We start from the raw sequence: 22,626 nt of genomic DNA, 5'->3' as shown, positions 1-22,626 counted from the left end.
CGCGCGCCATGCATACGCTTTATCTGATTGCGATCGTCGCGGAAGCGATGTCGGGGGCGCTGATGGGCATGCGCCGCGGGATGGACCGTTTCGGGCTCGCGCTCGTCGGCGCGGTGACGGCGCTCGGCGGCGGCACCGTGCGCGACGTGCTGCTCGGCCACTATCCGCTCGGCTGGATCGCGCATCCGGAGTATCTGGTGATCACGCTGGTCGCGGCGACCGTCGCGTCGTGGGCCGCGCGGCACGTCGCGCGGATGAAGACGCTGTTCGTCACCGTCGATGCGATCGGCCTCGCGGCGTTCACGATCATCGGCTGCGACGTCGGCGCGTCGACCGGCATCGCGCCGATCATCGTCGTGCTGGCCGGCGCGATCACGGGCGTGTGCGGCGGGATGCTGCGCGACCTGCTGTGCAACGAGATGCCGCTGATCCTGCGCGAGGAGCTCTATGCAAGCGTCGCGTTCGTCACCGGTGCGCTGTACGTCGGCATGCCGCATCTCGGCATCGACGCGGATGTCGCGACGATCGTCGCGCTCGCGACCGGGTTCTCGATGCGGATGCTCGCCGTGCGGCTCGGCTGGAAGATGCGGACGTTCGGCGCGGCGGACCTGGAGCACTGAGCGCTCGCGGCCACGTCGACCGGGACGGTGTTCAGTCGGGCTGCATCATCTGAAAGACGTTTCCTTCCGGATCGATGCCGTCGACCATCCGGTACGGGAAGCCGTCGTAGCGCTTGAGATCGCGCACGGCCACGCCGTCGCGGGCGAGCCGGTCGCGATGCGCGTCGATATCGGCATCAATCCGGAAGACGAGCTTGACGTGACGGGTGCCGGCGTTCGCGTGCGCGGGCACGGCCGTGTGGCGGAACGCCGGGCCGGCCCGATGCAGCGCGAGTTCGACCGCACCGGCGTCGAGCACGACCCATTCGCCGTCGATCTCCTCGATGACGGGCAACGCGAAATACCGCTGGTAGAACGCTTTCAGCAACGCGACGTCGTGGACGTACAGGATGATGCGAGTCATCGGAACGGGCATGGGGCGCCTCGAAGGAAAGGGGCAAACGATCTCGAATGAAAGCGGCGGACGATCGCGGGCATCGAGCCGTGCGGCGCCCGGCGCTACGCGGGCACCATCACCGGCGGCGCACCGTCGCCGGTGTCCACCATCTTTACCGCGAATCCATAGCATTGCGCGATATGCGCGGGCGTCATCACGTCGCGCGGTGCGCCGTGCGCGACGATCGTGCCGTCGGCGAGCATCGCGATCGTATCCGCGTGCCGCGCGGCGAGGTTCGGATCGTGAACGATCGCGAGCACGCCGAGCTGCCATTCGCGTGCAACCGCGCGCACGGTGTCGAGCAGGCGATGCTGGTGCGCGAGATCGAGCGCGGCGGTCGGCTCGTCGAGCAGCAGGTAGCGCGGGCCGCGTTCCGCTGCGTCGTCGTCCGGCCACAGCTGCGCGAGTACGCGGGCGAACTGCACGCGTGCGAGCTCGCCGCCCGACAGCGTCGTCACGTCGCGGCCGACGAGCGCATCGGCGCCCGCGCGTTCGAGCGCAAGCCACGCGATGTCGCGATCGCGGCGGGACGTCGCGCCGCTGCGTCGCGCATGCGGATAGCGGCCGAGCAGCACGATTTCGTCGACGCTGAACGGGAACGCCGGCTGCGCGGCCTGCGGCAGCACCGCGCGCAGGCACGCGAGCCGCGGCGCGTCGATGCATTGGAGCGGCTCGCCGTTCAGCGTGACGTCGCCCGTCACGCGCACGCCGTTCGGCGCGACGCTGCCGGTCAGTTCGCCGGCGAAGGTTTTCAGCAGCGTGCTCTTGCCCGCGCCGTTGCGGCCGAGCAGCGCGGTCACGCGGCCGGGTTCGATCGACAGCGACAGGTCGCGCAGGATCGCGTGGTGCCGGCGGGCGACGTCGAGGTGGTGGGCGGTCAGCATGGTCGTCGTGAGGAAGGGATTACCCGCCGAGCGCGCCGCGGCTCTTCCACAGCAGCGCGAGGAAGAACGGTGCGCCGAGCAGCGCGGTCAGCACGCCGAGCGGAATGTCGGCCGGCGCGGCGACGGTGCGCGCGGCGAGATCGGCGGCGAGCGTCAGCAACGCGCCGAGCAGGGCGGCGCCGGGCAGCACGATGCGCTGGTCGGGGCCGCACGCGAGCCGCACGCAATGCGGCGCGACGAGCCCGATGAAGCCGATGATGCCCGCGCACGAGACGAGCGCGCCGACCGCGAGCGCGACCGCGACGAGCACACGCCGCTTCAGCCGCTGCACGGGCACGCCGAGATGCAATGCCTCGGTTTCGCCGAGCTGCAGTGCGTTCAGCGCGTCGCGTTCGCGCGCGAGCAGCACGCAGCCGATCGCGACGCATGGCGCGACGGCCGCCAGCGCGGGCCATTGCGCGCCGCCGAGGCTGCCGAGGCTCCAGAAGGTCAGCGAGCGCAACTGCGCGTCGTCGGCGACGAACGTGAGCAGGCCGATCGCCGCGCCGGCCAGCGCGTTGATCGCGATGCCGGCGAGCAGCAGCAGCGGCAGCGCGAGCCGGCCGCGCGACGCGGCGAGCCGATAAACGAGCGCGGCGACCGCGAGCGCGCCCACGAACGCGGCGACGGGCAGCGCGGCCGCGCTCACGTGCGCGGCAAAGAGCGCGGGGCCGAGCACGATCATCGTCGTCGCGCCGAGCGCGGCGCCGCTCGACACGCCGACGAGGCCCGGATCGGCGAGCGGATTGCGGAACAGCGCCTGCATCGCGGCACCGGTCGCGCCGAAGCCGCCGCCGACCAGCAGCGCGAGCGCGACGCGCGGCGCGCGGATGTCGAGCAGCACCGCACGCGCCTGCTGCGCGGCGGCATCGCCGCTCAGGGCGGCCCAGGCCTCCGCGAGCGGAATGCGATACGCGCCGACGCACAGCGCGACGACGGACATCGCGCACACGAGCACGGCGAGCGCGGCGAGGGTGAACGGCGCCAGGCGGCGCGACGTGCCGACGCGCGCGGCGCCGGCGCGCGAGGCGGGCGACGGCGCGGAGAAGGGCGAAGCGTGAGCGGGCATCGAGATGATCCGGAATCAGGCGAGCGCATCCGACAGGCGTCGGTGCAGGGTCGTGACGGCGAGCGGCAGGCGCGGGCCGAAGCCGAGCAGCAACAGCGCGTCGAGCGACACCACGCGCCGCGCGCGGCCGGCCGGCGTCGCACCGAAACCCGGCGTTGCCAGTAGCGCGGCGCGACCGCCGACGGCGGCCAGCCCTTCGTCGGAGATCAGCACGACGTCGGGCGCGGCGGCCGCGAGTGCCTCGGTCGTCAGCGGCTTGTAGTGATCGAAGCCCTGCATCGCGTTGCGCGCGCCCGCATAGCGGATCATTGCGTCGGCGGCCGTGCGCTGGCCGGCGACGAGCGCCTGGTTGCCGGTATGGTTCAGCACGAACAGCACGCGCGGCGGTTGCACGCCGGCAGGCGCGCGCGCGGCGACCGCGTCACGCGCGGCCTGCCAGTCGCGATCGAAACGTTGCAGCAACGCGGTGCCGGCCTCGCGCACGTCGAGCGCCTGCGCGATGCCCGTGATCTTCGCGCGCACCGATTCGACGTCGTGGCGTTCGTCGAACGTCGTGATCGTGACGCCGGCGCTTTTCACCTGCGCGATCGCGGTAGGCGGGCCGGCTTCCGCCGACGCGAGCACGAGATCGGGGCGCAGCGACAGCAGCCCTTCGGCCGACAGCGCGCGCTGGTAGCCCACTTTCGGCAAACGCTTCGCGGCGTCGGGATACGTGCAGGTCGTGTCGGCGCCGACGAGCCGGTAGCGCGGCGTCTCGGCACCGCCGAGCGCGAACGCGGTTTCCGCGAGCGCGCCGCCGATCACGACCACGCGCTTCGGGGCGGCCTGCGCAGCCTGGGCGAGCACGCTGCCGGGCAGCGCGCCCGCGAGCGCGCCGGCCGCCGCGCCCGCGAGCACGGCGCGGCGGCGCGGATCGAACGGCCGCGCGCTCACCGCGCGCCCCCGCGTGCGGCCGCCGGCAGCGTCGCGACGAGCGCACGCCAGTCGTCGCGTTCGACCTTGCCCGGCTTGCGTTCGCCGAACAGCAGCGCGACGTGGTCGCCCTGCCGGTCGAACAGTTCGAGCGACGTGACGATGCCGTCGCTCGTCGGTTTCTTCACGACCCAGGCGGCGGCGATCAGGTCTTCGCGGACATGCAGGTTGAAGCCGGGGTCGAGCACGTTGATCCATGCGCCGACCTCGCGCACGTTCGCGACGGGACCCGTGTGGATCTGGATCATCCCCGCGTTGCCGACGAATACCATGATCGGCTGGCCGCTTTGTGCCGCCTGCTGAAGCACGTGGCGCAGCGCATGCGCGGTTTCGACCGGATATGCATGGTGCGGCTCGGCGAGACGCAGCGCCTGCATGCGGCTCACGCCGAAGCGCTGCGTGATGCCGAAGAACTGGTGCGTGTCGGTCATCGCTTCCCACGCGGCGCGGAAGCCCGCGACGTCGATCTCGGTGTCGGCACGCTCGGGTGTTTTCGGTGCGGCGGGCGCGACGTCGAGGCCCGGCTCCTGCGACGGCGCACGCCAGCGTTCGACGAACGCGTCGTACGCGGCGTGGTCGCTGTGCGCGCGCAGGTACACCTTGTGGATCGCATGGCCTTGCGCGTCGAAGAACTGCAGGCTCTTCAGCGGGCCGTGCGCGGTTTCGTCGCGCACCGCGAACGCCGACACCCAGTGACGATAGAAGATGCGCAGGTCGATGTCGCCGAGCGCGAGGCCGACCGGGCCGTCGTGGCTCATCTGCGCATATTCGCCGTCCTTCTCGTGGACGGCCGTGTCGTTGCGCGTGAGCGCCATCACGCGGCCGAGGCGCGGCATTTCCTCGAACATCGCCGGGAAGCGCGCGTCGAGCCGCACGACGTGCTCGCCGACGAACGCGGCAAGCGCCTCGCCTTCGCTGACGCCGAGCGCCTGGGCGACGTCGCGGTTGCGTAGCTGACGCTCGGTCTTGAGCTTGATGAATGCGTCGCGCAGCGCGGCGGCCGCACGGGCCGGGCCGGCCGATTGACCGGGAAGGGCGGATTGCATCATGTCGGACTCCTTCAAGTAGCGGTTGGGGTGGGTGCGCGGGCGATGCGCATCAGAAATCCACTTTCATGCTGACGGCGACCGTGCGGCCGGGCGACGAATACGCGTCGAGCACCTGCGAATCGGCCGCGATGCCGCGCACGTCCGACCAGTTCCAGTACTTGCGGTCGAACAGGTTGCGGATGCCGATCGTCGCGCTCACGTGCTTGTTGAAGCGGTAGCCGCCGCGCAGGTCGACGACCAACGACGACGGCGGCGTGAAGCACGCCTTGTTCGAGCAATCGGACTTGTCGACGTCCTTGTCGCGTTTCGCGGCCTGGAACAGCAGGTCGGTCTGCACGAACCAGCGCTCGCTCGGCTCATAACGCACGCCGAACACGGCGGAGAAAGGGTTGACGGTGTTCAGCGGCTGGCTGGCCGCGCCGTCGTTCTGCGTCGAGCCCTTCGTGAACGCCATCGCCGTCTTCAGCGTGATGCCGTTCGGCATCACCCATTCGGCGCGGCCTTCGAGGCCGTGGATGCGCGCGTCGGCGAAGTTCACGTACTGGAACACGAACGGGTCCGACGGCCGGCCGGCGCCGGCGATCGTCGTGCGCGAGATGAAGTTGCGGTAGCGGCCCGTGAACGCGGCCGCGCTGTAGCGCACGACGCCGTAGCCGGAGCCGGCCTTGCCGCGCAGGCCGGCTTCGAACGTGTCGCTCGTCTCGGGCTTCAGGTTCGGATTGCCGATCGACGTGTAGCCGTACACGGGGTTCGAGAAGCTGCTGTTCACCTGGTCGGGCGTCGGCGCGCGGAAGCCGTGCGCGTACTGCACGTACGGAATGACGGCCGGCGTGATCTCGTAGAGCACGGCGACGCGCGGCGACAGTTCGTTCGCACTCGTCGACACGGCCTTGCCGGTGAACAGCGGATCGTTTTCGGTCGGGCTCAGCCGGTACGTGTCGAAGCGCAGGCCCGGGGTGACGAGCAGGCGGCCGTAGCCGATCTGGTCCTGCACGAACGCGCCGAACAACGTGTAGTCGGTGTCGGGGAACGCCTTGTTCGGGAACGCTTCGCCGACGCCCGGCACCGTGCCGTCGCGCAGGTTCGTCACGCGCGACAGGCTGCCGTCGACGCCATACAGCAGCTTGTGCGCGAACGGGCCGGTCGCGAAGCCGCTTTCGGCGAACGCGGAGCCGCCGAACGTGCGTTCCCGGTACTGGTTGTCGCGCGAACGCGATTTCAGCGGCGCGCCGCGCGTCTCGAACGCGTACTGGTCCTGCTTCGCGTCCTGGTAGTAGAACTGCAGGTGCGCGGTCTGGAACCAGCGGAACGCGTCGTCGCGGAAGTCGTAGTCGACGCTGAAGCGGTTGCGCTCGAGCCGGTCGTGGGTCGTGAGGCCGAGCGTGGTCGGCGGGTTGATCGCCGACAGCACGTCGGTGCTCACGCGCCGCTGCACCGTTTCCGCGGTGAACTTGAAGGTGTCGCGCGTGGTGGGCGTCAGCACGAGCTTGCCGAGCAGCGATTCCGAATAGACGTCCTGCGGGTTCGATGTCGTGCGCAGCGTGCTCGCCGAATGGTTGCTGCCGCGCGTATCGACTTCGTGGCCGCGCCGGCCGTCGGCGATGATCATCCCCTGGATGCGGTCGTTGCCGCCCGCGGCCGACACGGTCGCGCCGATGCTGCGGTCGGCCGAGTCGTAGCTTGGCCGGAACGAGAAGTAGTACGGCTTGTCGTAGATCGACAGCAGGTCGCGCGGGTCCTTCGTGATGAAGTTCACCGCGCCGGTCAGGCCGTCGCTGCCGTACAGCGCCGATGCCGGCCCGCGCAGGATCTCGATGCGCTTGAGCGTGTCGAGGTCGGCGTAGTCGCCGCGCCCCGCTTCGAGCGGGCCGAACGAGAACGCGTTCGGCAGGCGGATGCCGTCTTCCATCAGCAGCACGCGGTTGCCCTCGAGGCCGCGGATGTTGATGCTCGAATCGCCGTCGCGGCCGCCGCCGAGCGCGGCGCTGCCCGGCCGGTACGCGGTGCGGCGCACCGTGATGCCGGGCTCGTAGCGCAGTGCATCCTTGATGTTGGTGGCCTGCTGTTCCTCGAGATCCTCGTCGGTGATCACCGACACGGATGCCGCCGTGCGGCTCGCGGCGGTGGCGGTGCGGGTGGCCGTGACGGTGACGGGGTCGAGCAGCGCCGCGTCGCCGCGCGCGGACGCGGCGACGAGGACGGCGGAAGGCGGGTTGGCGCCTTGCGGCGACGAATCGGCGTGAGCCGTGGCGGCGGACAGGCCGAACGCGCCGAACAGCGCGGCACAGATCGGCCGCCGCGCCAGCGAATAACAATGCACAGGTGGTCTCCCATTGACGATAACAAGCCCGAAGGCTGGCTGGGTGACGCGTTCACCTGGCTGGCCCGTTTGCGCGCGGCAGGCGGCAAACGGCGAATTGAAAGGCAACTGACAACTTTACCAGTGTAAATGAGAATTATTATCAATACAAGGACGAAAGGCGGCGTGAGTGAGCGCTCGCGTGCGCGGCTCGCACGCGCCGCGGCAGCCCTTTCGGGAGCCGTGCGCGCGCCGGTCAGGCCAGCGCTTCGATGCGGATCAGTAGGTTGCGCGCGTGCGCGATGAACGCTTCGTGCGTCGCGCGATCGCTGTGGACGTCGAGGCCGGCCTGTTCGGCGAAGACGATCTGTTCGGTGTAGAGGTCGACGAGCGCGCGGCGTGCGTCAGGGGGCAGCGCGCGGATCATCGACACGATCAGCAATTCCTGCGCGCGAAGCGTGCCGGACAGCGACTGGACGTTCATGCTGGCCTCCTCGGACGATGCGGCGGCGCGCCGCTCCTTCCATACTAGGCGGTCGGCGCGCGCGGCGCAGGCGCGGGGCGGGCGATGACGTGCGGGAATACGGTTCGCCGAGGCTGCCGCACGTGCCGACACGTGCCGGCACGCACCGCGTGCGTCCGGCAACCGTGAATCGAAGCGTGCAGCCGCGTGAAGGGGATCAGTTGGCGGGAGTGGCGGTCCTGGCGGCCTGTGCATCGCGCACGACCTGCGCGACGCGTTCGACGAACGCGGCGTCGGTGCTCGACAGCGCTTCGCGCTCGCCGTCGGGCATCTCGACCATCAGCCGGTACGTGATGTCCTGCGTGGCCCAGGCGAGGTAGCCGACGACGACGAGCATCACGCCGACGACGAGCGCGGCGCTCGATGCGCCGATGCCGCCTGCGACGGCGATGGCCGCGCCGATCAGCGAGATCAGCGACGGAACGAGGCGGTTCTTGGGAATCTTGACGACATCGACGTGACGGATGTCACGCAGTGCGAATACCTGCCCGGCGGCCGACAGGCCGTTGCGCGTGACCATGACGCCACGTTCGTTGAATGCGTTTTCCATCGTGTGTTGCGTGGACGAAAACGCGCAGCGTAGCAGGTTTCGTTGCCGCGTCAAACGAGACCGACTGCCGCACGATGCGGGCGGCGCGGGAGCGCGGTCAGAACTGCAGCCGGCCGTCGCCGTAAAGGCGGCCCGGCACGTGCGAGGCGACGACCTCGGCGATCTCTTCGTCGGTCGATTCGGCCGGCACGATCTGGCGCCGTGCGGGGGCGTCGAGATGCATCGTCCATTCGACGAGCCGATACGGTCGGCCCCACGGGCGCTGCATTTCGACCGAGACGCGGCAACTCTGGACCGGCAGCGAGTGTTGGCACGTCAGAATCGCGTGCAGATGGCTGAAAACGGTATCTTCGATCATCATGGCCTCCGATCCTGTCTTGTGGGCAATCGATGGCGGCGCCGTCGGCATTTAAAAAAAAAGCCGCCGATGCTCAGGCGGCCAACAGGGGGGGTGAGAGCATCGTCTCAGCCCAGAATTAAGCGAAACTTAAAAGCCCATAAAAAAGCGCCCCGCGTGGAGCGGGGCGCTTCTTGCCGTCGTGATCCGCGAGTTAAGCGGACGCTTTAGAACTTGTGACGGATACCGATACGAGCGGCGATCTGGTTCTTCGAACCCGTGCCCGACGTGTTGAAGTAGCTCGTGCTCGAGCCGATCTGCGCTTGCACGCCCTTGCCCGAAGCCTGCTGGTACACGACCAGGCCGTACACGTCCGTCCGCTTGCTGAGTGCGTAGTCGGCGATACCGTTGACCTGGTTCCAGTGCCACGAATTGCCGTTCTGCGTCGCGTTCGTGTACGTGTAGCCGAGGCCGCCCGACAGGGCCGGCGTGAACGCGTACTTCGCGCCTGCTTCGTATGCGTTGTAGAACGTGCCGCCCGCGCCCGAAACGGTCGAGAACTGCGTACGCGTCCACAGCAGCCATGCCGTTGCCGGACCCCAGACGTAGCGGCCGCCGACGCCGTACGTGCGCAGGTCGCGGACGTTGCCCGTGCTCAGGTTCGCGATCGTCGTCGAGAAGGCCGGCGACGACTGGCTCGGGTAGCGGATGTCCGTGTAGGCGGCGCCGACCGAGACCGGGCCGTTCGCGTAGTTCAGGCCGAAGCTGTATGCGCGCGACGAGCCTGCCGTCGTCGTCGTGCCCGACGTCGTGGCCGGTGCGCCCGCGAAGTCCGTCGAGTTCGAGAAGCCGTACAACGCGCCGAACGTGAAGCCCGAGTAGTTCGCGCTCTGGAACTTCACGGCGTTGTTGATGCGGCTCGACGTGAGCTGGTCGATGTCGTTCACGTGGTACGCGTAGTTGCCCGCGACCGTGTTGCCGCCCGTCGAGTAGTTCGAACCGAGGATGTCGGTCGAGAACGAGTACTGGCGGCCGAACGTGACCGTGCCGTACTGCGACTGGCTCAGGCCGACGTAAGCCTGGCGGCCGAAGATCGCGCCACCCTGGCCGATCGTGCCGTTGCCGCTGTTGAAGCCGTTTTCGAGCACGAAGATCGCCTTCAGGCCGCCACCGAGGTCTTCGGTGCCGCGCAGGCCCCAACGGCTGCCCTGGGCAACGCCGTCGTCGTACTTGAACAGCTTGCCCGTGCCGCCGTTGGCGGTCTTGCTGTGGTTCACGTAGCTGATACCGGCATCGATGACGCCGTACAGCGTCACGCTGCTTTGTGCATGCGCCGTGCCGGCCGTTGCTGCCAGGGCGGCGATGGTCAACAGTTTCTTGTTCAAAGGATTCTCCGAGCGAATAAATGGCGTGTCCAGTTGCGGTTCCGGCGCTCTCTCTGGGCGCTTTCACGGACCGGCCGCAACTTTATCGGCGGGGCACGTAATGAATATGACAGCGACTGTCATATGAAGAATGTGTGGCGCCGATGCGACACCGAATTCTGCCCGGGTTGGCCAGCGGGGGTTATACCGATTTCGGCAGAGAATCGATCCCGATCCGGAATATGCACATGAAATAAGCTTGGTTTGTCGCGTTCGGGCCCCGTGTCACGATCCGTGCTCCAACAAACGACACGGGACAAGAGGACACCATGCGACGTTCGATCCTGACCGGCCTCGGCGCACTCGCCGCCGCGCTGGCATTCGCGGCGCCCGGCGCGCACGCCGATCCGCAAACGCTGAAGATCGGCACGATGAGCGGCCCCGACGCGCAGATCTGGACCGAAGTGACGAAGGTCGCCGCGCGCGAAGGGCTCGCGATCAAGGTCATCGAATTCAACGACTACGTGCAGCCGAACGCGGCGCTCGATTCGGGCGACCTCGACGCGAACGGCTTCCAGCACCAGCCGTTCCTCGACAGCCAGATCAAGCAGCGCGGTTACAGGATCGTGAACGTCGGACTCACCTACACGGCGCCGATGGGTTTCTACTCGAAGAAGCTCAAGTCCCTGAAGGACTTGCCGGTGGGGGCGAAGGTCGGCATCCAGAACGACCCGTCGAACGGCAATCGCGCGCTGCTGCTGCTGCAGAAGTACGGCGTGATCAAGCTGAAGCCGGGCGTCGGCACGAACGGCGTGAACGCGACGCCGCTCGACGTCGCCGAGAACCCGAAGAAGATCAAGATCGTCGAACTCGACGCCGCGCAGTTGCCGCGCGCGCTGCCTGACGTCGATGCCGCGTCGATCAATACCGACTACGCGGTGAAGGCCGGGCTGACGCCGGTGAAGGACGCGATCGCGATCGAGGACCTGCGCGGGCCGTACGCGAACCTGATCGCGGTGCGTGCGCAGGACAAGGACAAGCCGTGGGTGAAGAAGCTCGTCGCGGCCTATGAATCGGACGACGTGCGCAAGTTCATCGACCAGAAGTTCGGCGGCGCGATCGTGCCGGCATTCTGAACGGTCTTCACGCCGAACGGCCGGCGGCCGTCGCCGGCCGCCGACGTGCCCTCCGGAAAGCCAATCGCCCGCGCAAGCGGGCGATTTCGTTGGTGCGTGCGCTGCGCGCCGTGGCCCGGCGCGCGGGCCGCGCGCTCAGGCCGACAGCAGCGAACCCGTGCGGATCGCGGTCGCGCCGGCGACGCGCGCGACTTCCATGCCGGCCGTCGCGAAGCGCACGATCTGGCGCGCGTACAGCACGCCCGATACGCTGCTCTTCAGCGTGACGACGCGATCGGTCAGCGGATCGACGATGTCGGCCACGGCCTGGCCCGCCTCGATCATCGCGCCGACCGGCGTGCGGAACACGATCACGCCCGATACCGGCGCGACAAGCGGATCGGTGCCCGCGAGCGGCGTGGCCGGATGCGCGAGCGGCGGCAGCGGCGCCGGCGTGCCGTCGACGATGCCGCGCTCGGTCAGGTACTCGACGATGGCCTGTGCGTCCTTTTCGGCGAGTTCGTACGACACATCGCGTTCGCTGCGCAGTTCCACCGTGACGGAAATCGCGCCGTTCGGGATCGGGAAGCGGTCGCCGAAACGGCTGCGCAGATCCGACCAGCAGAAGCTGTGGATTTCGTCGAACGGGTTGCCGACCGAATTCAGCGCGAGCAGCGACGCCTGCGCGTCGAGATAGCGCGACAGCGGCTCGACGTCCGGCCAGAGGTCGGGATTCGTGTAGAGGTGCATCACCGCATCGCTGTCGCAGTGCAGGTCGAGCACGATATCGGCGTCGAACGACAGCTTCTGCAGCGCGAGGCGCTGCGAGTCGAGTTCGGTGCGCGGCTTCTGCTCGTCGAGCGCTTCGCGCATCGCGGCGCGCACGGCGACGAGGTTGCGCTGCGCGTCGTTCGTGAGATGGTGTTCGACGCGCGGCAGCACCAGTGCCGCGAGATCGTAGAAATTGCGGTTGAAGTTCTGCATCGAGCCGAGCTCGAAGCGGCCGAGGTGATCGCCGAACACGTGCTGCGACAGGCCGATCGGGTTCGGCACGGGCACGACCACGATTTCGCCGCGCAGCTTGCCGGCCGTCTCGAGCGCGGCGATCTTGCGGCGCAGCAGCGTGGCGACCAGCATGCCGGGCAGTTCGTCCGCATGCAGCGACGACTGGATGTAGACCTTCTTGCCGCCGCGCGGGCCGTAGTGGAAGCTCGTGATCTGGCGTTCGGTGCCGACGGCGGGGGAAATCAGCGGATGGGTCTGCGTTTGCATGATGGGGGAGTGCGGCGCAGCCGCGAAGGATCCGGTGTGCGTGGAAGGACGATTGTACGTTGCCTGCGTCGTCGCCATCAAACCGGTACCGGAACGCGCGGATTTTCCTTGCGAATCATCGGTTTGGTACGGAAAAAATAACGTCGCCCAACCCGCGCGCGCAAAAAAAAACGGGCTCCTCGCGGAGCCCGTTTCATCGCGGCGCGCGGCGCGCCGGCTGGCCGTATTACTTGCCGTAGACGTCGAAATCGAAGTACTTCTTCGCGATCTTGTCGTACGTACCGTCCTTGCGCATGCCGGCGATCGCGCCGTCGATCTTCGCCTTCAGGTCGGTGTCTTCCTTGCGCAGGCCGATACCGGCGCCGTTGCCGAGCGTCTTCGGATCGTCGATGTCCTTGCCGGCGAAGTCGAAGTTCGCGCCGCGCGGCGTCTTCAGGAAGCCGATCTCGGCTTGCACCGCGTCTTGCAGCGCGCCGTCCAGACGGCCGGAGATCAGGTCGGCGTAGACCTGGTCCTGGTTCTGGTAAGGCACGACGTTCACGCCCTTCGACGCCCAGTACGTCTTCGCGTAGGTTTCCTGGATCGTGCCCTGCTCGACGCCGACCGACTTGCCCTTCAGCGATTCGGCCGTCGGCATCAGGCCCGTGCCCTTCTTCGTGACGAGGCGCGTCGGCGTGTTGAACAGCTTCGCCGAGAAGGCGATCTGTTCCTGTCGCGCCGGCGTCATCGACATCGACGACAGCACGCCGTCGAACTTGCGGGCCTTCAGCGCCGGGATCATCCCGTCGAAGTCGTTTTCGATCCACACGCACTTCGCGTGGATGCGGCGGCAGATTTCGTTGCCGAGATCGACGTCGAAACCGACAACCTTGCCGTCGGCGCCTTTCGATTCGAAAGGCGGGTAGCTGGCGTCGACGCCGAACCGCACGGTCGACCAGTCCTTCGCGTACGCGCTGCCTGCCGATACGGCGAGCAGGGCAACGGTCACAGCCGCAAGAATCTTTTTCACTCGGTGACTCCTCGTTTTGTTCGATGGGTGCGCGGTTGTGCCGCGCCGTAAGCCTTCGGTCCGCCGCGGCTTCGCGTCGGACAGTCCGTTTCGCCCACCCGATGCGGGTGCGCGACGTGCGCAAGATTATCAAGACAAAATACCGGCAGGGCGCCTAGGACAAGCCCCGATACCGGGCCCGGCGGCGGCGCGTTGCGGGCGCCGCCGTTTCAGACACAGGAACGATTCAGCCGAGCGTTTCGTTGACCGCGCGCCGCAGGCACGTGACGAATTGCGACACGGCGGGCGTGGGCAGCAGGTCGCGCCGCGCGATGATCGACAGGTCGAAGCGCGGCATGCTTTCGTCGAGTTCGGCCGTGCGGATGCCGAGCGGCGCGACCATCGCGGCCAGCGGGCGCGTGAAGCAGCCGATCACGTCGGAGCGCGCGACGAGCCCGAGCGTCACCGCGAACGACATCGGCGAGCGCAGCAGGCGTTTCGGCAGCGGCAGCCCGTGCTTCTCGAACATCCCGACCATCACGCTGTGCGGAAACTGCTCGGCGCCGACGGTGACGATCCACTCGGCATCGAGCAGTTCCTCTAAACGGCGCGCATGCGCGAGCGGGTGGCCGTCGCGCATCACGATCGTGAATTCGGTCGACAGCAGCGGCGATTGCGTGAAATCGCGGTCGAGCGCGGGCACATGGTGCATCGCAGCGATGTCGAGCGTGCCGTTGCGCAGCTGCGCGAGCGCGTCGGGCACCGTCACTTCCTCCAGATGGAGGCTCACGTTCGGCATCGACCGGCGGAACGCCGTCACCGCGTGCGGCAGCGCGGTCAGCGCGATCGACGGCATCGTGCCGACCGCGACGCGCCCCGACATCTCGCCTTTCACCTGCTCGACGGCCTCGACCGTGCGGCGGATGTCGCCGAGCAGCTGCTCGGCGCGCGGCAGCAGCGCGTGACCGCATGCGGTCAGCTCGACGCCGCGCACGCTGCGCGCGAGCAACTCCGCGTTGAGCGCCGTTTCGAGTTCGCGGATCGTGTGCGTGATCGCGGGCTGCGTGACGCCGAGTTCGCGCGCGGCGGCGCGCAGGCTCTTGAGGTGCGCGGCGGAGACGAACGCCTGGAGCTGCGCGATGTTCAGCGGGTTGCGGATGCGGGTCATCGGTCGGGTCCGGTTGGCGCGAAAGGGGGCGACGGTTTCATGCTTCGGATGGCGGTCCTGGGGAACGTCATGCGCCGGCGCGTGCGCGGAACGTCTGGCGATAGCGTTGCGGCGACGTGCCGACGATGCGCGCGAACCGTTCGCGAAACGCGGTGACCGAACCGAACCCGGCTTCCGTCGCGACATGTTCGATCGACAGCTCCGTCACCTCCAGCAACTGCTGCGCGTGCCGGACGCGAGCGGTCTGCAGCCATTGGCGCGGCGACGTGCCCGTCTGCGCCTGGAAGCGCCGCGTCAGCGTGCGTACGCTCGTCGACGCCTTGCGGGCCATCGCATCGAGCGTGAGCGGCTTGCGCAGGTTCGCCTGCAGCCAGTCCATCAGGTCTTGCAGCCCGTCGCCGCCGGCAGGCCATTCCGGCGCGATGAACTGCGCCTGCCCGCCTTCGCGCACGCGCGGCGCCACCGCACTGCGTGCGGCGTCGACGGCCACCGCCGCGCCGTAGTCGGCCTGGATCATGTGCAGGCACAGGTCGAGGCCGGCCGCCGCGCCGGCCGACGTCAGGATCTGTCCGTTGTCGACGAACAGCACGTTCGGATCGACGTCGACGTGCGGATGGCGGCGTGCGAGTTCGGCGGCCGCGAGCCAGTGCGTCGTCGCGCGCAGGCCGTCGAGCAGCCCGGCTTCCGCGAGCACGAACGCGCCGCTGCAGATCGACGCGATCCGGCTGCCGCGCGCGGCCGCTTCGCGGAGTGCGGCGAGCACGCGGCGCGGCGTCGGCGCGAGCGGCACGGACGTGCCGGGGACCATGATCGTATCGGCGTCGGCCAGCGCGTCGAGACGAAACGGCGGGCGCAGCTCGAACAGGTCGCCGGCGACGCGCGGCTGCTCGCTACACACGCGCACGCGGTAGGCGGGCGCGCCGTCGGGCAACCGCACGCGCGCGAACGTGTCGCACGCGATGCCCAGGTCGAACGGGACGACATCGGGCAAGGCGAGAACGGCGACCGTGTGCATGGCGTTCGCGGCCGTGGCCGGAATCCGTTGAAAGATGTCATTCTAGCCAATGGCCGGAACCCGCACCACACGCGACAATCGCGGCGGATCAACCTGGATGGAGCCGGCCGATGACACAAGACGATCGCAACGCGTTGCGGAACCTGCAGTACCTGTCGTTGCTGGAGGCGGCCACGCTCGTCGTGCTGGTGTGCGTCGCCGTGCCGCTCAAGCATCTGGCCGGTTATCCGGCCGCGGTATCGATCATGGGGCCGGTGCATGGCATCGCGTTCGCGATGTACGTGTGGGCGCTCGCCGGCACCGCCTCGAGCGGGCTGTGGCGCGGGCGCGAGGTCGCGCGACTCGTGCTGTCGGCCGTCGTGCCGTTCGCGGGGCTGGCGAGTGCGGGATGGATCGCGCGCCGGCGGCACGCGCGATGATCTACCTGGTGCTGAAGGCCGTGCATGTTGCGGCTGTCGTCACGTTCGTCGGCGGGCTGCTGATGTTGTCCGTCGGTGTCCGGATCGCGAACCTCGCCGTGCATCGCGCGGTGCGGCGCTGGGATCGCACGGTGACGGCGCCGGCCCTCGCGATCGTCTGGGTCACGGGGATCGCGATCGCGCTGAGCGGTCACTGGTTCGGCGCGGCGTGGCTGTCGGCGAAGCTTGCCGTCGTCGTCGCGCTGTCGGCGCTGCACGGCACGCTGCGGCGCATGGCGCGCGACGATCTCGCCGTCGCGCCGGCGGCGTGGCTCGGGCAGGCGGCGGGCGCGGTCGTGGCCGCGGCTGCGATCGTCGTCGGGCTGGTCGTGATCAAGCCGTTCTGACCGGCCGGCTCAGGCCAGCGCCGTCTCCACCGCCGCGAGCGTGCGGCGCCGGATCCAGCCGCTCCCCAGCCGGATCGCGAGCCAGTACGGCGTGAGTAGCCAGCGCGTGCGCTCGCTCGGGCAGTGGATGAACGTTTCCGTGCGCAGCATGTGCGCGCCCGAGGCGAGGCCGACGACCTCGAACCGGAGCACCAGCTTCGCATCGCGCGGGTCGTCGTGCCGGACGAAGGCGGCGGCATCGGCGATGGCGCGCACGTCGGGCGCGGGACGCCAGAAGCGGCCGACGAGGCCGAGCGACAGCGACGTGTCGTCGCGATGCAGCGGCGTGAATGCATGGAGGCCGAAGCGTTCGCGTTCGCGTCGCGTGGTGCCGCGGCACAGCGAGGCGGCAAGCGCGGCCGGGAATTCGCGGAGGCTGAGCAGCGTATCGACGACCGGATCCGTGCGCATGTCGATCGCGGAGACCGCATCGATGATGCGCGCCGGATCGGCATCGATCGGCTTCGATTCGTGTATTTCGTAAAAGCCGAACGACGGGATGAACGGCGGCTTGCGCGCCGAGGTCCTGCTGTCCGATTCGGAGACGATGCCGAGCGCGTTCATGTCTGCTCCGGAACACAAAACGCGATCGTAGCACCGGCGGCGGATTCGCAGCGCGGCGGCAGTGCGGCGGCGATGCGGCGCTTCGCCGCGTCGCGCGCACCGGCAAAAAAAGCCTGGAAACTCGCGTTCCCAGGCCTGGAGACCATCAACGATGATGGTGGAGGAGACGTCGTCGTCCCGATGCGCGCCGCCCTTCTGCAGGCGACGTCGCGCATGTGTCGCGGTCAGATGGCCCAGCCGCCGAGATAGAAGGCGACGAGCACGGCCGCGATGAGCACGGTGCCGACGTTGAGCTTGCGGAATTCGCCGCTCGCGATGCGGCCGATCACGAGCGTCGAGAAGCCGAGCATGATGCCTGTCACGATGTTCGCGGTCAGCACGATGAACACCGCGCACACGAGGCCCGACATCGCATCGACCATGTCGTCCATGTGCAGCTTGCTCACGCTGCCGAGCATCAGCAGGCCGACGTACATCAGCGCGGGTGCGGTGGCGTACGACGGCACCAGGCCCGCGAGCGGCGAAAAGAACATCACGACGAGGAACAGCAGGCCGACCACGGCGGCTGCCAGGCCCGTCTTCGCGCCGGCGGCCACGCCGACGCTCGACTCGATGTAGGCCGCCGCCGGCGCGCCGCCGAGGAAACCGGAGAAGATCGAGCTGATCGAGTCGGCCGTCAGCGCGCGGCCGCCGTTGATGATGCGGCCGTTCTCGTCGAGCTGGCCGGCCTGCCCGGCGACCGCGCGGATCGTGCCGGTCGCGTCGAACACGGCGGTCATCACGAGTGCCAGCACGCTCGGCAGCACGGCCATCGACAGCGCGCCCTTGATGTCCATCGCGCCGATCAGCGATTCGTGCCCCGGTGCGCTCAGCGACGGCAGCGCGAAGATGCCGTGGTACTTCACGGCCGGATCGAAGATCAGGCCGAAGATCGAGATCGCGATCACGACGAGCAGGATGCCGCCCGGCACGCGGCGCTTCTCGAGGCCGAAGATCGCGGCGAGGCCGACGATCGACATGATGACCGGAAGTGCGGTGATCTGGCCGAGCGAGACCGGCAGGCCGGCGCCCGGGTTCTTGATCACGAGGCCGACGTCGTTCGACGCGATCAGCAGCAGGAACAGGCCGATGCCGATGCCCGTGCCGTGCGCGACGCCCGCGGGCAGGTTGCGCAGGATCCACGAACGCACGCCGGTGACCGAGATGCCGGTGAACACGAGGCCCATCAGGAACACCGCGCCGAGCGCGACCGTCGGATGCAGGCCCTTGCCGAGCACGAGGCCGAACGCGGTGAACGCGGTCAGCGAGATCGCGCAGCCGATCGCGATCGGCAGTTTCGCCCACAGGCCCATCAGCAGCGAGCCGAACGCGGTGGTGAGGCAGACCGCGACGAACACGGCGCTCGTGTCGAAGCCGGCCTTGCCGAACATGCCGGGCACGACGAACACGGAATAGACCATCGCGAGGAAGGTGGTGACGCCGGCAATGATCTCGCGGCGCTGCGTGCTGCCGCGCGACGAAATGCCGAAGTACCGGTCGATCACTCCCGGGGTGCCAAAGTCCGTTTCTGCCGCGCCGACGTCGACCGTCGGCTGCACCGGGGTATCACTCATGAGCTTGCTCCTTTATCAGCATGCTGAAACGGCTCGTCGCGAACCGTCGTCAGGGTGTCTCGTATCTAGTTGGGATTGTTCGGCAACGTCGTGGGGACGAATGACGCGTGATGCGTGTCGTTACGCGCGAATCGAAACGATCGCGAGGGTGTCGCGCCGGACGACGCGTGGTGAGGGCGATCCCGTCACGTGTGCTTTGCCGTAGCGAAGGTTAGGCGAGCGGCCCATCACGTCCCATCGGGGGAAGAGCATGCAGCGCATGTCGCAGCGCTTATATCGGCGTGCAACGGGGCTTCGATGCGGCGACACGCGTGTATACGCCTAGTTCGAATCCGTTAAGGCGACTATTTGAATGCGGGGTCGACGGGCCCGGCGGAAGCGGGTGAGGTATCGAATATTACGAGTATCTTTCATCGGGGCTGCGCACGCGCAAGCGAACGGCGGCGGGCGGCGCGACCTGCGGCCATGCGCCAGCGGCAGCCGGATGATACCGGTGCCGCGCGCGGCTTGCGCGCACGCCTTTCGGCGCTCGTCGTGTCAGGCGCGCGCGAGATGCGCGAGGTACGCGCAGAACATGTCGGCCATCGCGGCCGAATAGGCGTCGATTTCCGCCGGCGTGCGCGCGGTTTCGGAGAAGGTCTTGCCGCCCGACGTGAGCGTCGTCATGACCAGTTCGCAGGCGAGCGCATGCGTGGCGTCGGGCACGCCGGGCAGCGCTTCGCGCATGAACGCGTTGAAGACCCGGTGGCCCTCCGCCCGCACTGCCTGCGCCTCGGGGGCGTCGCGATAGAGCGGCGCGGCGTCGTCGAGTGCGATGCGCATGCCCGCCTCGTCGCATTCCGAGCGGATGAACGCACGGACGGCCGTGCGCAGCCGCTCGGGCGGCGTTTTTCGCGTGTCCTGCAGTATCCGGCACAGCATGTCGGACGTCCGCCGCCATTCGTCGTGCTGCAGCCGGAACAGCACGGACGCCTTGTTCGGGAAGTACTGGTACAGCGAGCCGACGCTCACGCCGGCGCGCTCGGCGACGCGCGCCATCGTGAAGCGCTGCGCGCCTTCGGCGGCCAAAACCTGAATAGCGGCCTGGAGAACGTCTTCGACTAGACGGGTCGAGCGCGCCTGCCGAGGCAGCCTGCGCGTGGCGATCGGGGCGTTGCGGCGGTCGGTCATGGGCGGTTGGCCAATGCGAATAGTAAAACATGAATAGTTCGTCATATTCTAGTCGGGCGCACTGACGCACTCAACTTGACATTGGAGAACCGCATGACCACCCTGATTCACGATCCGCTGGCGTCGCTGCTCGCGCGCCTGTTCGACGAAGCCGAGGCGTCGTCGCCCGCGACGAGCCCCGGCTTCGCCGGCGTGTCGCGCGACGAGCAAGCGCGGCTGATGCGCAGCAAGACGGACTACGCCGATCTGTATGCGCGCCTGAAGGACTATCCGCTGGCCGTGTCGCGCGAGACGGGCTCGCTGCTGTACATGCTCGCGCGCAGCAGCGGCGCGCGGGCGATCGTCGAATTCGGCACGTCGTTCGGCATCTCGGCGCTGCATCTCGCGGCCGCATTGCGCGACAACGGCGGCGGCCGGTTGATCACAAGCGAGTTCGAGCCGTCGAAGGTCGTGCGCGCGCAAGCGAACCTGGCCGCGGCCGGGCTCGCCGATCTCGTCGAGATTCGCGAGGGCGACGCGCTGCGCACGCTGGCCGTCGATCTGCCGGATGCGGTCGACCTGTTGCTGCTCGACGGCGCGAAGGCGCTGTATCCGGAAATCCTGGCGCGGGTCGAGCCGCACCTCAGAACGGGGGCGTTCGTCGTGGCCGACAACGCGGAATACAGCCCCGACTACCTCGCGTACGTGCGCGCGCCGGAAAACGGCTATCTGTCGGTGCCGTTCGGCGGCGACGTCGAGTTGTCGATGCGGATCGGCTGAGCAGCCGGAACGAAGATGCCGGCGGTTTCACGCATCCGGGCCTGAAAGATAGGAAAACTGATTAACTGGTCGCGAGGGTGAAAGGTACCGGGTGATGCCCGGTGCCCGCGCCGCCGCGCGCATCACTTCAGGAACACGTATCGCGCGAAGTACGGGAAGCGCCCGACCGCGTGCTCGGTCGGGCACGATGCGGCCGGCGGCGTGCCGCCCGCCGTGTCGAGCCGCTGCACGAAGCGCACGCCGGCAAGCGTGCCCGTGGCGGCCGGCGTCGCCGCGAGCAGCAGTTGCGGAATGCTGGCGGGGCTCGCGCTCGGCGCTTCCGCGAGTTTCTTGCCGGTGATGCGGCTGCCGTCGAGCGCCTCCCACGACGGCCCCGCGCCATGCCGCACGACGAGCGTGCCGCCGCCGTCGAACAGCGTCGCCTCCGGACGCTGGAAGGCCCACGCGAGCCGATGGTCGGCATCGTATTCGCACGAATAGATCTGCACGCCGGTCGCGGTGGTCGACAGTACCGGCGCGGCCGGCGCCGGCGGCGCGAGGCCGGCAGCGTCGTCGGCCCGCGCCGGTGCGGCGAAGGCCGCCAGGGAAAGACCGGCCGCCAGGGCCAGCAGCATGTCGCGTGTCGGGGAACGGCTTGGCATGGCGGAGCGTCCTTTCAGGTCGGGTGGCGGTCGTGCGGAGGGGATCCTGTCAACGTTAGACGCCGAATGCACAGGCTGCCATTCGGAAATGACAATCGCGGCGATAGCGGCCGCGATCGTCGGGGGGGCGCAGGCGCGATCAGCGGATCGCGACCGGGTCGATGTCGACCTGCGTGGAGGACGGCGGTCAGGCCGCGGCTTGCGCGAGCGTCGGATAGTCGGTCAGGCCCCGGGCGCCGCCGCCGAACAGCGTGTTGCGGTCGTGCGGCGCGAGCGCGGCGCCGGTGCGCAGGCGTTCGGGCAGGTCGGGGTTCGCGACGAACGGGCGGCCGAACGCAATGAGGTCGGCCCAGCCGGCGGCGATCGCCTCGCGTGCGCGCTCGGCGGTGTACGCGCCGGCGTAGATCAGCACGCCCGGGTAGGCGGCACGCAGTTGCTGCTTGAAGGCGACCGGCATCAGCGGCGCGTCGTCCCAGTCGGCTTCCGCGATGTGCAGGTAGCCGACGCCGAGTTCGCCGAGCAGTTTCGCAGCCGCGAGATAGGTCGTTTCCGGATCGTCGTCGACGCAACCGTTCAGCGTGGTCAGCGGCGCGAGGCGGATGCCGACGCGCGCGGCGTCGCCGGTGCCGTCGATCAGCGCCTGCGTGACTTCGCGCAGGAAGCGCAGCCGGTTGTCGAGCGAGCCGCCGTATGCGTCGGTGCGCGTGTTGGCGTTCGAATCGATGAACTGGTTCACGAGGTAGCCGTTCGCGCCGTGCAGCTCGACGCCGTCGAAGCCGGCCTCGATCGCGTGGCGCGCGGCGGCGCGGTACTGGTCGACGATCTCGCGGATCTCGTCGATCGACAGCGCGCGCGGCTCGGATGCCTGCACGAAGCCCGGCGTGCTGCCGTCTTCACCGGCGATGAACACGTTTACGCCCTTCGCCTGGATCGGCGACGACGATACGGGTTGCGCGCCGCCGAGCAGGCTCGTATGGCTCAACCGGCCGACGTGCCACAGCTGCGCGAAGATGCGGCCGTGCGCGGCATGCACGGCGTCGGTCACCTTGCGCCAGCCGGCGACCTGCGACGGCGTGTGAATGCCGGGCGTCCACGCGTAGCCCTTGCCGAGCGGCGCGATATAGGTGCCTTCGCTGACGATCAGGCCCGCACTCGCGCGCTGCGCGTAGTACGCGGCCATCAGGTCGTTGGCTTCGTCGCCGGGCTGGCTCGCGCGCGAGCGCGTCATCGGCGGCATCACGATGCGGTTCGGCAGCGTCAGCGCGCCGAGTTGCAGCGGTTGAAAAAGCGGGTCCTGGGTCATGGTGGTGTCCTGTGGATGCCGCGGCCGGCTGG

24 protein-coding genes are annotated in these 22,626 nt (G+C 68.8%); 5 read left to right on the top strand and 19 right to left on the bottom strand.

Annotated elements, in window-relative coordinates; translation table 11 throughout:
• Window positions 1-8: 8 nt before the first annotated feature.
• The gene (locus AC1VVG_RS19015; protein ID WP_034187733.1) at window positions 9-620 is read left to right on the top strand and encodes a trimeric intracellular cation channel family protein; all 612 of its coding nucleotides are present in this window, start codon (window positions 9-11) and stop codon (window positions 618-620) included.
• A gap of 31 nt (window positions 621-651) precedes the next feature.
• Here AC1VVG_RS19015 and AC1VVG_RS19010 read toward each other — a convergent pair whose 3' ends face one another.
• The 10 genes from AC1VVG_RS19010 to AC1VVG_RS18965 form a co-directional block, all read right to left on the bottom strand.
• Window positions 652-1,035: a VOC family protein gene (locus tag AC1VVG_RS19010; protein WP_034187734.1), complete on the bottom strand. Its 384-nt coding sequence runs from the start codon at window positions 1,033-1,035 to the stop codon at window positions 652-654.
• Between the two features lie 83 nt (window positions 1,036-1,118).
• A complete protein-coding gene (locus tag AC1VVG_RS19005; RefSeq protein WP_069705715.1) occupies window positions 1,119-1,940 on the bottom strand; it encodes a heme ABC transporter ATP-binding protein in 822 nt (273 codons plus the stop codon).
• A gap of 19 nt (window positions 1,941-1,959) precedes the next feature.
• Entirely contained in the window at window positions 1,960-3,048 is a 1,089-nt protein-coding gene (locus AC1VVG_RS19000) for a FecCD family ABC transporter permease (RefSeq protein ID WP_034187736.1), read from the bottom strand.
• Window positions 3,049-3,063: 15 nt separating this feature from the next.
• Window positions 3,064-3,981 (bottom strand): heme/hemin ABC transporter substrate-binding protein, encoded by a 918-nt coding sequence (locus AC1VVG_RS18995; protein WP_301741392.1) that lies wholly within the window; start codon window positions 3,979-3,981, stop codon window positions 3,064-3,066.
• The gene (locus AC1VVG_RS18990; protein WP_034187859.1) at window positions 3,978-5,069 is read right to left on the bottom strand and encodes a hemin-degrading factor; all 1,092 of its coding nucleotides are present in this window, start codon (window positions 5,067-5,069) and stop codon (window positions 3,978-3,980) included. The genes AC1VVG_RS18995 and AC1VVG_RS18990 overlap by 4 nt, the downstream gene beginning before the upstream one ends.
• A 49-nt stretch (window positions 5,070-5,118) precedes the next feature.
• On the bottom strand, window positions 5,119-7,389 hold the full coding sequence (locus AC1VVG_RS18985) for a TonB-dependent hemoglobin/transferrin/lactoferrin family receptor (RefSeq protein WP_482836020.1): 2,271 nt from the start codon (window positions 7,387-7,389) through the stop codon (window positions 5,119-5,121).
• 235 nt (window positions 7,390-7,624) lie between these two features.
• Window positions 7,625-7,852, bottom strand: coding sequence for a hypothetical protein (locus AC1VVG_RS18980; RefSeq protein WP_049034581.1), 228 nt, complete (start codon window positions 7,850-7,852; stop codon window positions 7,625-7,627).
• Between the two features lie 196 nt (window positions 7,853-8,048).
• Entirely contained in the window at window positions 8,049-8,441 is a 393-nt protein-coding gene (locus AC1VVG_RS18975) for a DUF6232 family protein (RefSeq protein WP_482836019.1), read from the bottom strand.
• A 97-nt stretch (window positions 8,442-8,538) separates the two neighbouring features.
• Window positions 8,539-8,799 carry a DUF2866 domain-containing protein gene (locus AC1VVG_RS18970; RefSeq protein ID WP_011548992.1) on the bottom strand — a complete coding sequence of 87 codons (261 nt, stop codon included), beginning with the start codon at window positions 8,797-8,799 and terminating at the stop codon, window positions 8,539-8,541.
• A 206-nt stretch (window positions 8,800-9,005) separates the two neighbouring features.
• On the bottom strand, window positions 9,006-10,163 hold the full coding sequence (locus AC1VVG_RS18965; RefSeq protein WP_034187741.1) for a porin: 1,158 nt from the start codon (window positions 10,161-10,163) through the stop codon (window positions 9,006-9,008).
• 308 nt (window positions 10,164-10,471) lie between these two features.
• On the opposite strand from AC1VVG_RS18965, the gene AC1VVG_RS18960 reads away from it, so the two are divergent.
• Window positions 10,472-11,278: a MetQ/NlpA family ABC transporter substrate-binding protein gene (locus AC1VVG_RS18960; RefSeq protein WP_034187742.1), complete on the top strand. Its 807-nt coding sequence runs from the start codon at window positions 10,472-10,474 to the stop codon at window positions 11,276-11,278.
• Window positions 11,279-11,413: 135 nt separating this feature from the next.
• Here AC1VVG_RS18960 and AC1VVG_RS18955 read toward each other — a convergent pair whose 3' ends face one another.
• The 4 genes from AC1VVG_RS18955 to AC1VVG_RS18940 form a co-directional block, all read right to left on the bottom strand.
• The gene (locus AC1VVG_RS18955; protein WP_034187743.1) at window positions 11,414-12,529 is read right to left on the bottom strand and encodes a succinylglutamate desuccinylase/aspartoacylase family protein; all 1,116 of its coding nucleotides are present in this window, start codon (window positions 12,527-12,529) and stop codon (window positions 11,414-11,416) included.
• 226 nt (window positions 12,530-12,755) lie between these two features.
• Window positions 12,756-13,538, bottom strand: coding sequence for an ABC transporter substrate-binding protein (locus AC1VVG_RS18950; protein ID WP_034187744.1), 783 nt, complete (start codon window positions 13,536-13,538; stop codon window positions 12,756-12,758).
• Between the two features lie 226 nt (window positions 13,539-13,764).
• On the bottom strand, window positions 13,765-14,685 hold the full coding sequence (locus AC1VVG_RS18945) for a LysR substrate-binding domain-containing protein (protein WP_034187745.1): 921 nt from the start codon (window positions 14,683-14,685) through the stop codon (window positions 13,765-13,767).
• A gap of 67 nt (window positions 14,686-14,752) precedes the next feature.
• The gene (locus AC1VVG_RS18940) at window positions 14,753-15,700 is read right to left on the bottom strand and encodes a GlxA family transcriptional regulator (RefSeq protein ID WP_059559017.1); all 948 of its coding nucleotides are present in this window, start codon (window positions 15,698-15,700) and stop codon (window positions 14,753-14,755) included.
• Window positions 15,701-15,810: 110 nt separating this feature from the next.
• Between AC1VVG_RS18940 and AC1VVG_RS18935 the strand changes: the two genes are divergently transcribed.
• Both AC1VVG_RS18935 and AC1VVG_RS18930 read left to right on the top strand, forming a co-directional pair.
• Entirely contained in the window at window positions 15,811-16,119 is a 309-nt protein-coding gene (locus tag AC1VVG_RS18935; RefSeq protein ID WP_069707120.1) for a DUF3817 domain-containing protein, read from the top strand.
• Window positions 16,116-16,505, top strand: a complete 390-nt coding sequence (locus AC1VVG_RS18930) for a CopD family protein (protein WP_482837184.1) — start codon at window positions 16,116-16,118, stop codon at window positions 16,503-16,505. The genes AC1VVG_RS18935 and AC1VVG_RS18930 overlap by 4 nt, the downstream gene beginning before the upstream one ends.
• 9 nt (window positions 16,506-16,514) lie before the next feature.
• Here AC1VVG_RS18930 and AC1VVG_RS18925 read toward each other — a convergent pair whose 3' ends face one another.
• The 3 genes from AC1VVG_RS18925 to AC1VVG_RS18915 all read right to left on the bottom strand — a co-directional run bounded on the left by AC1VVG_RS18925 (window position 16,515) and on the right by AC1VVG_RS18915 (window position 19,936).
• The gene (locus AC1VVG_RS18925) at window positions 16,515-17,108 is read right to left on the bottom strand and encodes a hypothetical protein (RefSeq protein WP_124608540.1); all 594 of its coding nucleotides are present in this window, start codon (window positions 17,106-17,108) and stop codon (window positions 16,515-16,517) included.
• A gap of 224 nt (window positions 17,109-17,332) precedes the next feature.
• Window positions 17,333-18,721 carry an NCS2 family permease gene (locus tag AC1VVG_RS18920; RefSeq protein ID WP_034187749.1) on the bottom strand — a complete coding sequence of 463 codons (1,389 nt, stop codon included), beginning with the start codon at window positions 18,719-18,721 and terminating at the stop codon, window positions 17,333-17,335.
• 537 nt (window positions 18,722-19,258) lie between these two features.
• Window positions 19,259-19,936 (bottom strand): TetR/AcrR family transcriptional regulator, encoded by a 678-nt coding sequence (locus AC1VVG_RS18915; RefSeq protein WP_482836018.1) that lies wholly within the window; start codon window positions 19,934-19,936, stop codon window positions 19,259-19,261.
• Window positions 19,937-19,984: 48 nt separating this feature from the next.
• Here AC1VVG_RS18915 and AC1VVG_RS18910 point away from each other — a divergent pair, with 48 nt between their 5' ends.
• Window positions 19,985-20,650 (top strand): O-methyltransferase, encoded by a 666-nt coding sequence (locus AC1VVG_RS18910; protein ID WP_175029023.1) that lies wholly within the window; start codon window positions 19,985-19,987, stop codon window positions 20,648-20,650.
• A gap of 122 nt (window positions 20,651-20,772) precedes the next feature.
• On the opposite strand, the gene AC1VVG_RS18905 is transcribed toward AC1VVG_RS18910, so the two are convergent.
• Both AC1VVG_RS18905 and AC1VVG_RS18900 read right to left on the bottom strand, forming a co-directional pair.
• Window positions 20,773-21,291: a DUF3455 domain-containing protein gene (locus tag AC1VVG_RS18905; RefSeq protein WP_124608542.1), complete on the bottom strand. Its 519-nt coding sequence runs from the start codon at window positions 21,289-21,291 to the stop codon at window positions 20,773-20,775.
• Between the two features lie 187 nt (window positions 21,292-21,478).
• A complete protein-coding gene (locus AC1VVG_RS18900; RefSeq protein WP_059559006.1) occupies window positions 21,479-22,594 on the bottom strand; it encodes an alkene reductase in 1,116 nt (371 codons plus the stop codon).
• Window positions 22,595-22,626 lie beyond the last annotated feature (32 nt).

The organism is Burkholderia sp. L-4 (assembly GCF_056856535.1).
The sequence above is the reverse complement of the archived record's forward strand: the minus strand, read 5'-3'. Positions and strand labels throughout refer to the sequence as shown.

What these genes read in the sequence shown, in the direction of transcription:
- AC1VVG_RS18955 (WP_034187743.1), bottom strand. Translation starts at nt 12,529, where the DNA reads ATGCAAACGCAGACCCATCCGCTGATTTCCCCCGCCGTCGGCACCGAA.
- AC1VVG_RS18915 (WP_482836018.1), bottom strand. Translation starts at nt 19,936, where the DNA reads ATGACGAACTATTCATGTTTTACTATTCGCATTGGCCAACCGCCCATG.
- AC1VVG_RS19000 (WP_034187736.1), bottom strand. Translation starts at nt 3,048, where the DNA reads ATGCCCGCTCACGCTTCGCCCTTCTCCGCGCCGTCGCCCGCCTCGCGC.
- AC1VVG_RS18900 (WP_059559006.1), bottom strand. Translation starts at nt 22,594, where the DNA reads ATGACCCAGGACCCGCTTTTTCAACCGCTGCAACTCGGCGCGCTGACG.
- AC1VVG_RS18945 (WP_034187745.1), bottom strand. Translation starts at nt 14,685, where the DNA reads ATGACCCGCATCCGCAACCCGCTGAACATCGCGCAGCTCCAGGCGTTC.
- AC1VVG_RS18990 (WP_034187859.1), bottom strand. Translation starts at nt 5,069, where the DNA reads ATGATGCAATCCGCCCTTCCCGGTCAATCGGCCGGCCCGGCCCGTGCG.
- AC1VVG_RS19010 (WP_034187734.1), bottom strand. Translation starts at nt 1,035, where the DNA reads ATGCCCGTTCCGATGACTCGCATCATCCTGTACGTCCACGACGTCGCG.
- AC1VVG_RS18970 (WP_011548992.1), bottom strand. Translation starts at nt 8,799, where the DNA reads ATGATCGAAGATACCGTTTTCAGCCATCTGCACGCGATTCTGACGTGC.
- AC1VVG_RS18975 (WP_482836019.1), bottom strand. Translation starts at nt 8,441, where the DNA reads ATGGAAAACGCATTCAACGAACGTGGCGTCATGGTCACGCGCAACGGC.
- AC1VVG_RS18980 (WP_049034581.1), bottom strand. Translation starts at nt 7,852, where the DNA reads ATGAACGTCCAGTCGCTGTCCGGCACGCTTCGCGCGCAGGAATTGCTG.
- AC1VVG_RS18910 (WP_175029023.1), top strand. Translation starts at nt 19,985, where the DNA reads ATGACCACCCTGATTCACGATCCGCTGGCGTCGCTGCTCGCGCGCCTG.
- AC1VVG_RS18935 (WP_069707120.1), top strand. Translation starts at nt 15,811, where the DNA reads ATGACACAAGACGATCGCAACGCGTTGCGGAACCTGCAGTACCTGTCG.
- AC1VVG_RS18940 (WP_059559017.1), bottom strand. Translation starts at nt 15,700, where the DNA reads ATGCACACGGTCGCCGTTCTCGCCTTGCCCGATGTCGTCCCGTTCGAC.
- AC1VVG_RS18930 (WP_482837184.1), top strand. Translation starts at nt 16,116, where the DNA reads ATGATCTACCTGGTGCTGAAGGCCGTGCATGTTGCGGCTGTCGTCACG.
- AC1VVG_RS19015 (WP_034187733.1), top strand. Translation starts at nt 9, where the DNA reads ATGCATACGCTTTATCTGATTGCGATCGTCGCGGAAGCGATGTCGGGG.
- AC1VVG_RS18920 (WP_034187749.1), bottom strand. Translation starts at nt 18,721, where the DNA reads ATGAGTGATACCCCGGTGCAGCCGACGGTCGACGTCGGCGCGGCAGAA.
- AC1VVG_RS18925 (WP_124608540.1), bottom strand. Translation starts at nt 17,108, where the DNA reads ATGAACGCGCTCGGCATCGTCTCCGAATCGGACAGCAGGACCTCGGCG.
- AC1VVG_RS18905 (WP_124608542.1), bottom strand. Translation starts at nt 21,291, where the DNA reads ATGCCAAGCCGTTCCCCGACACGCGACATGCTGCTGGCCCTGGCGGCC.
- AC1VVG_RS18960 (WP_034187742.1), top strand. Translation starts at nt 10,472, where the DNA reads ATGCGACGTTCGATCCTGACCGGCCTCGGCGCACTCGCCGCCGCGCTG.
- AC1VVG_RS19005 (WP_069705715.1), bottom strand. Translation starts at nt 1,940, where the DNA reads ATGCTGACCGCCCACCACCTCGACGTCGCCCGCCGGCACCACGCGATC.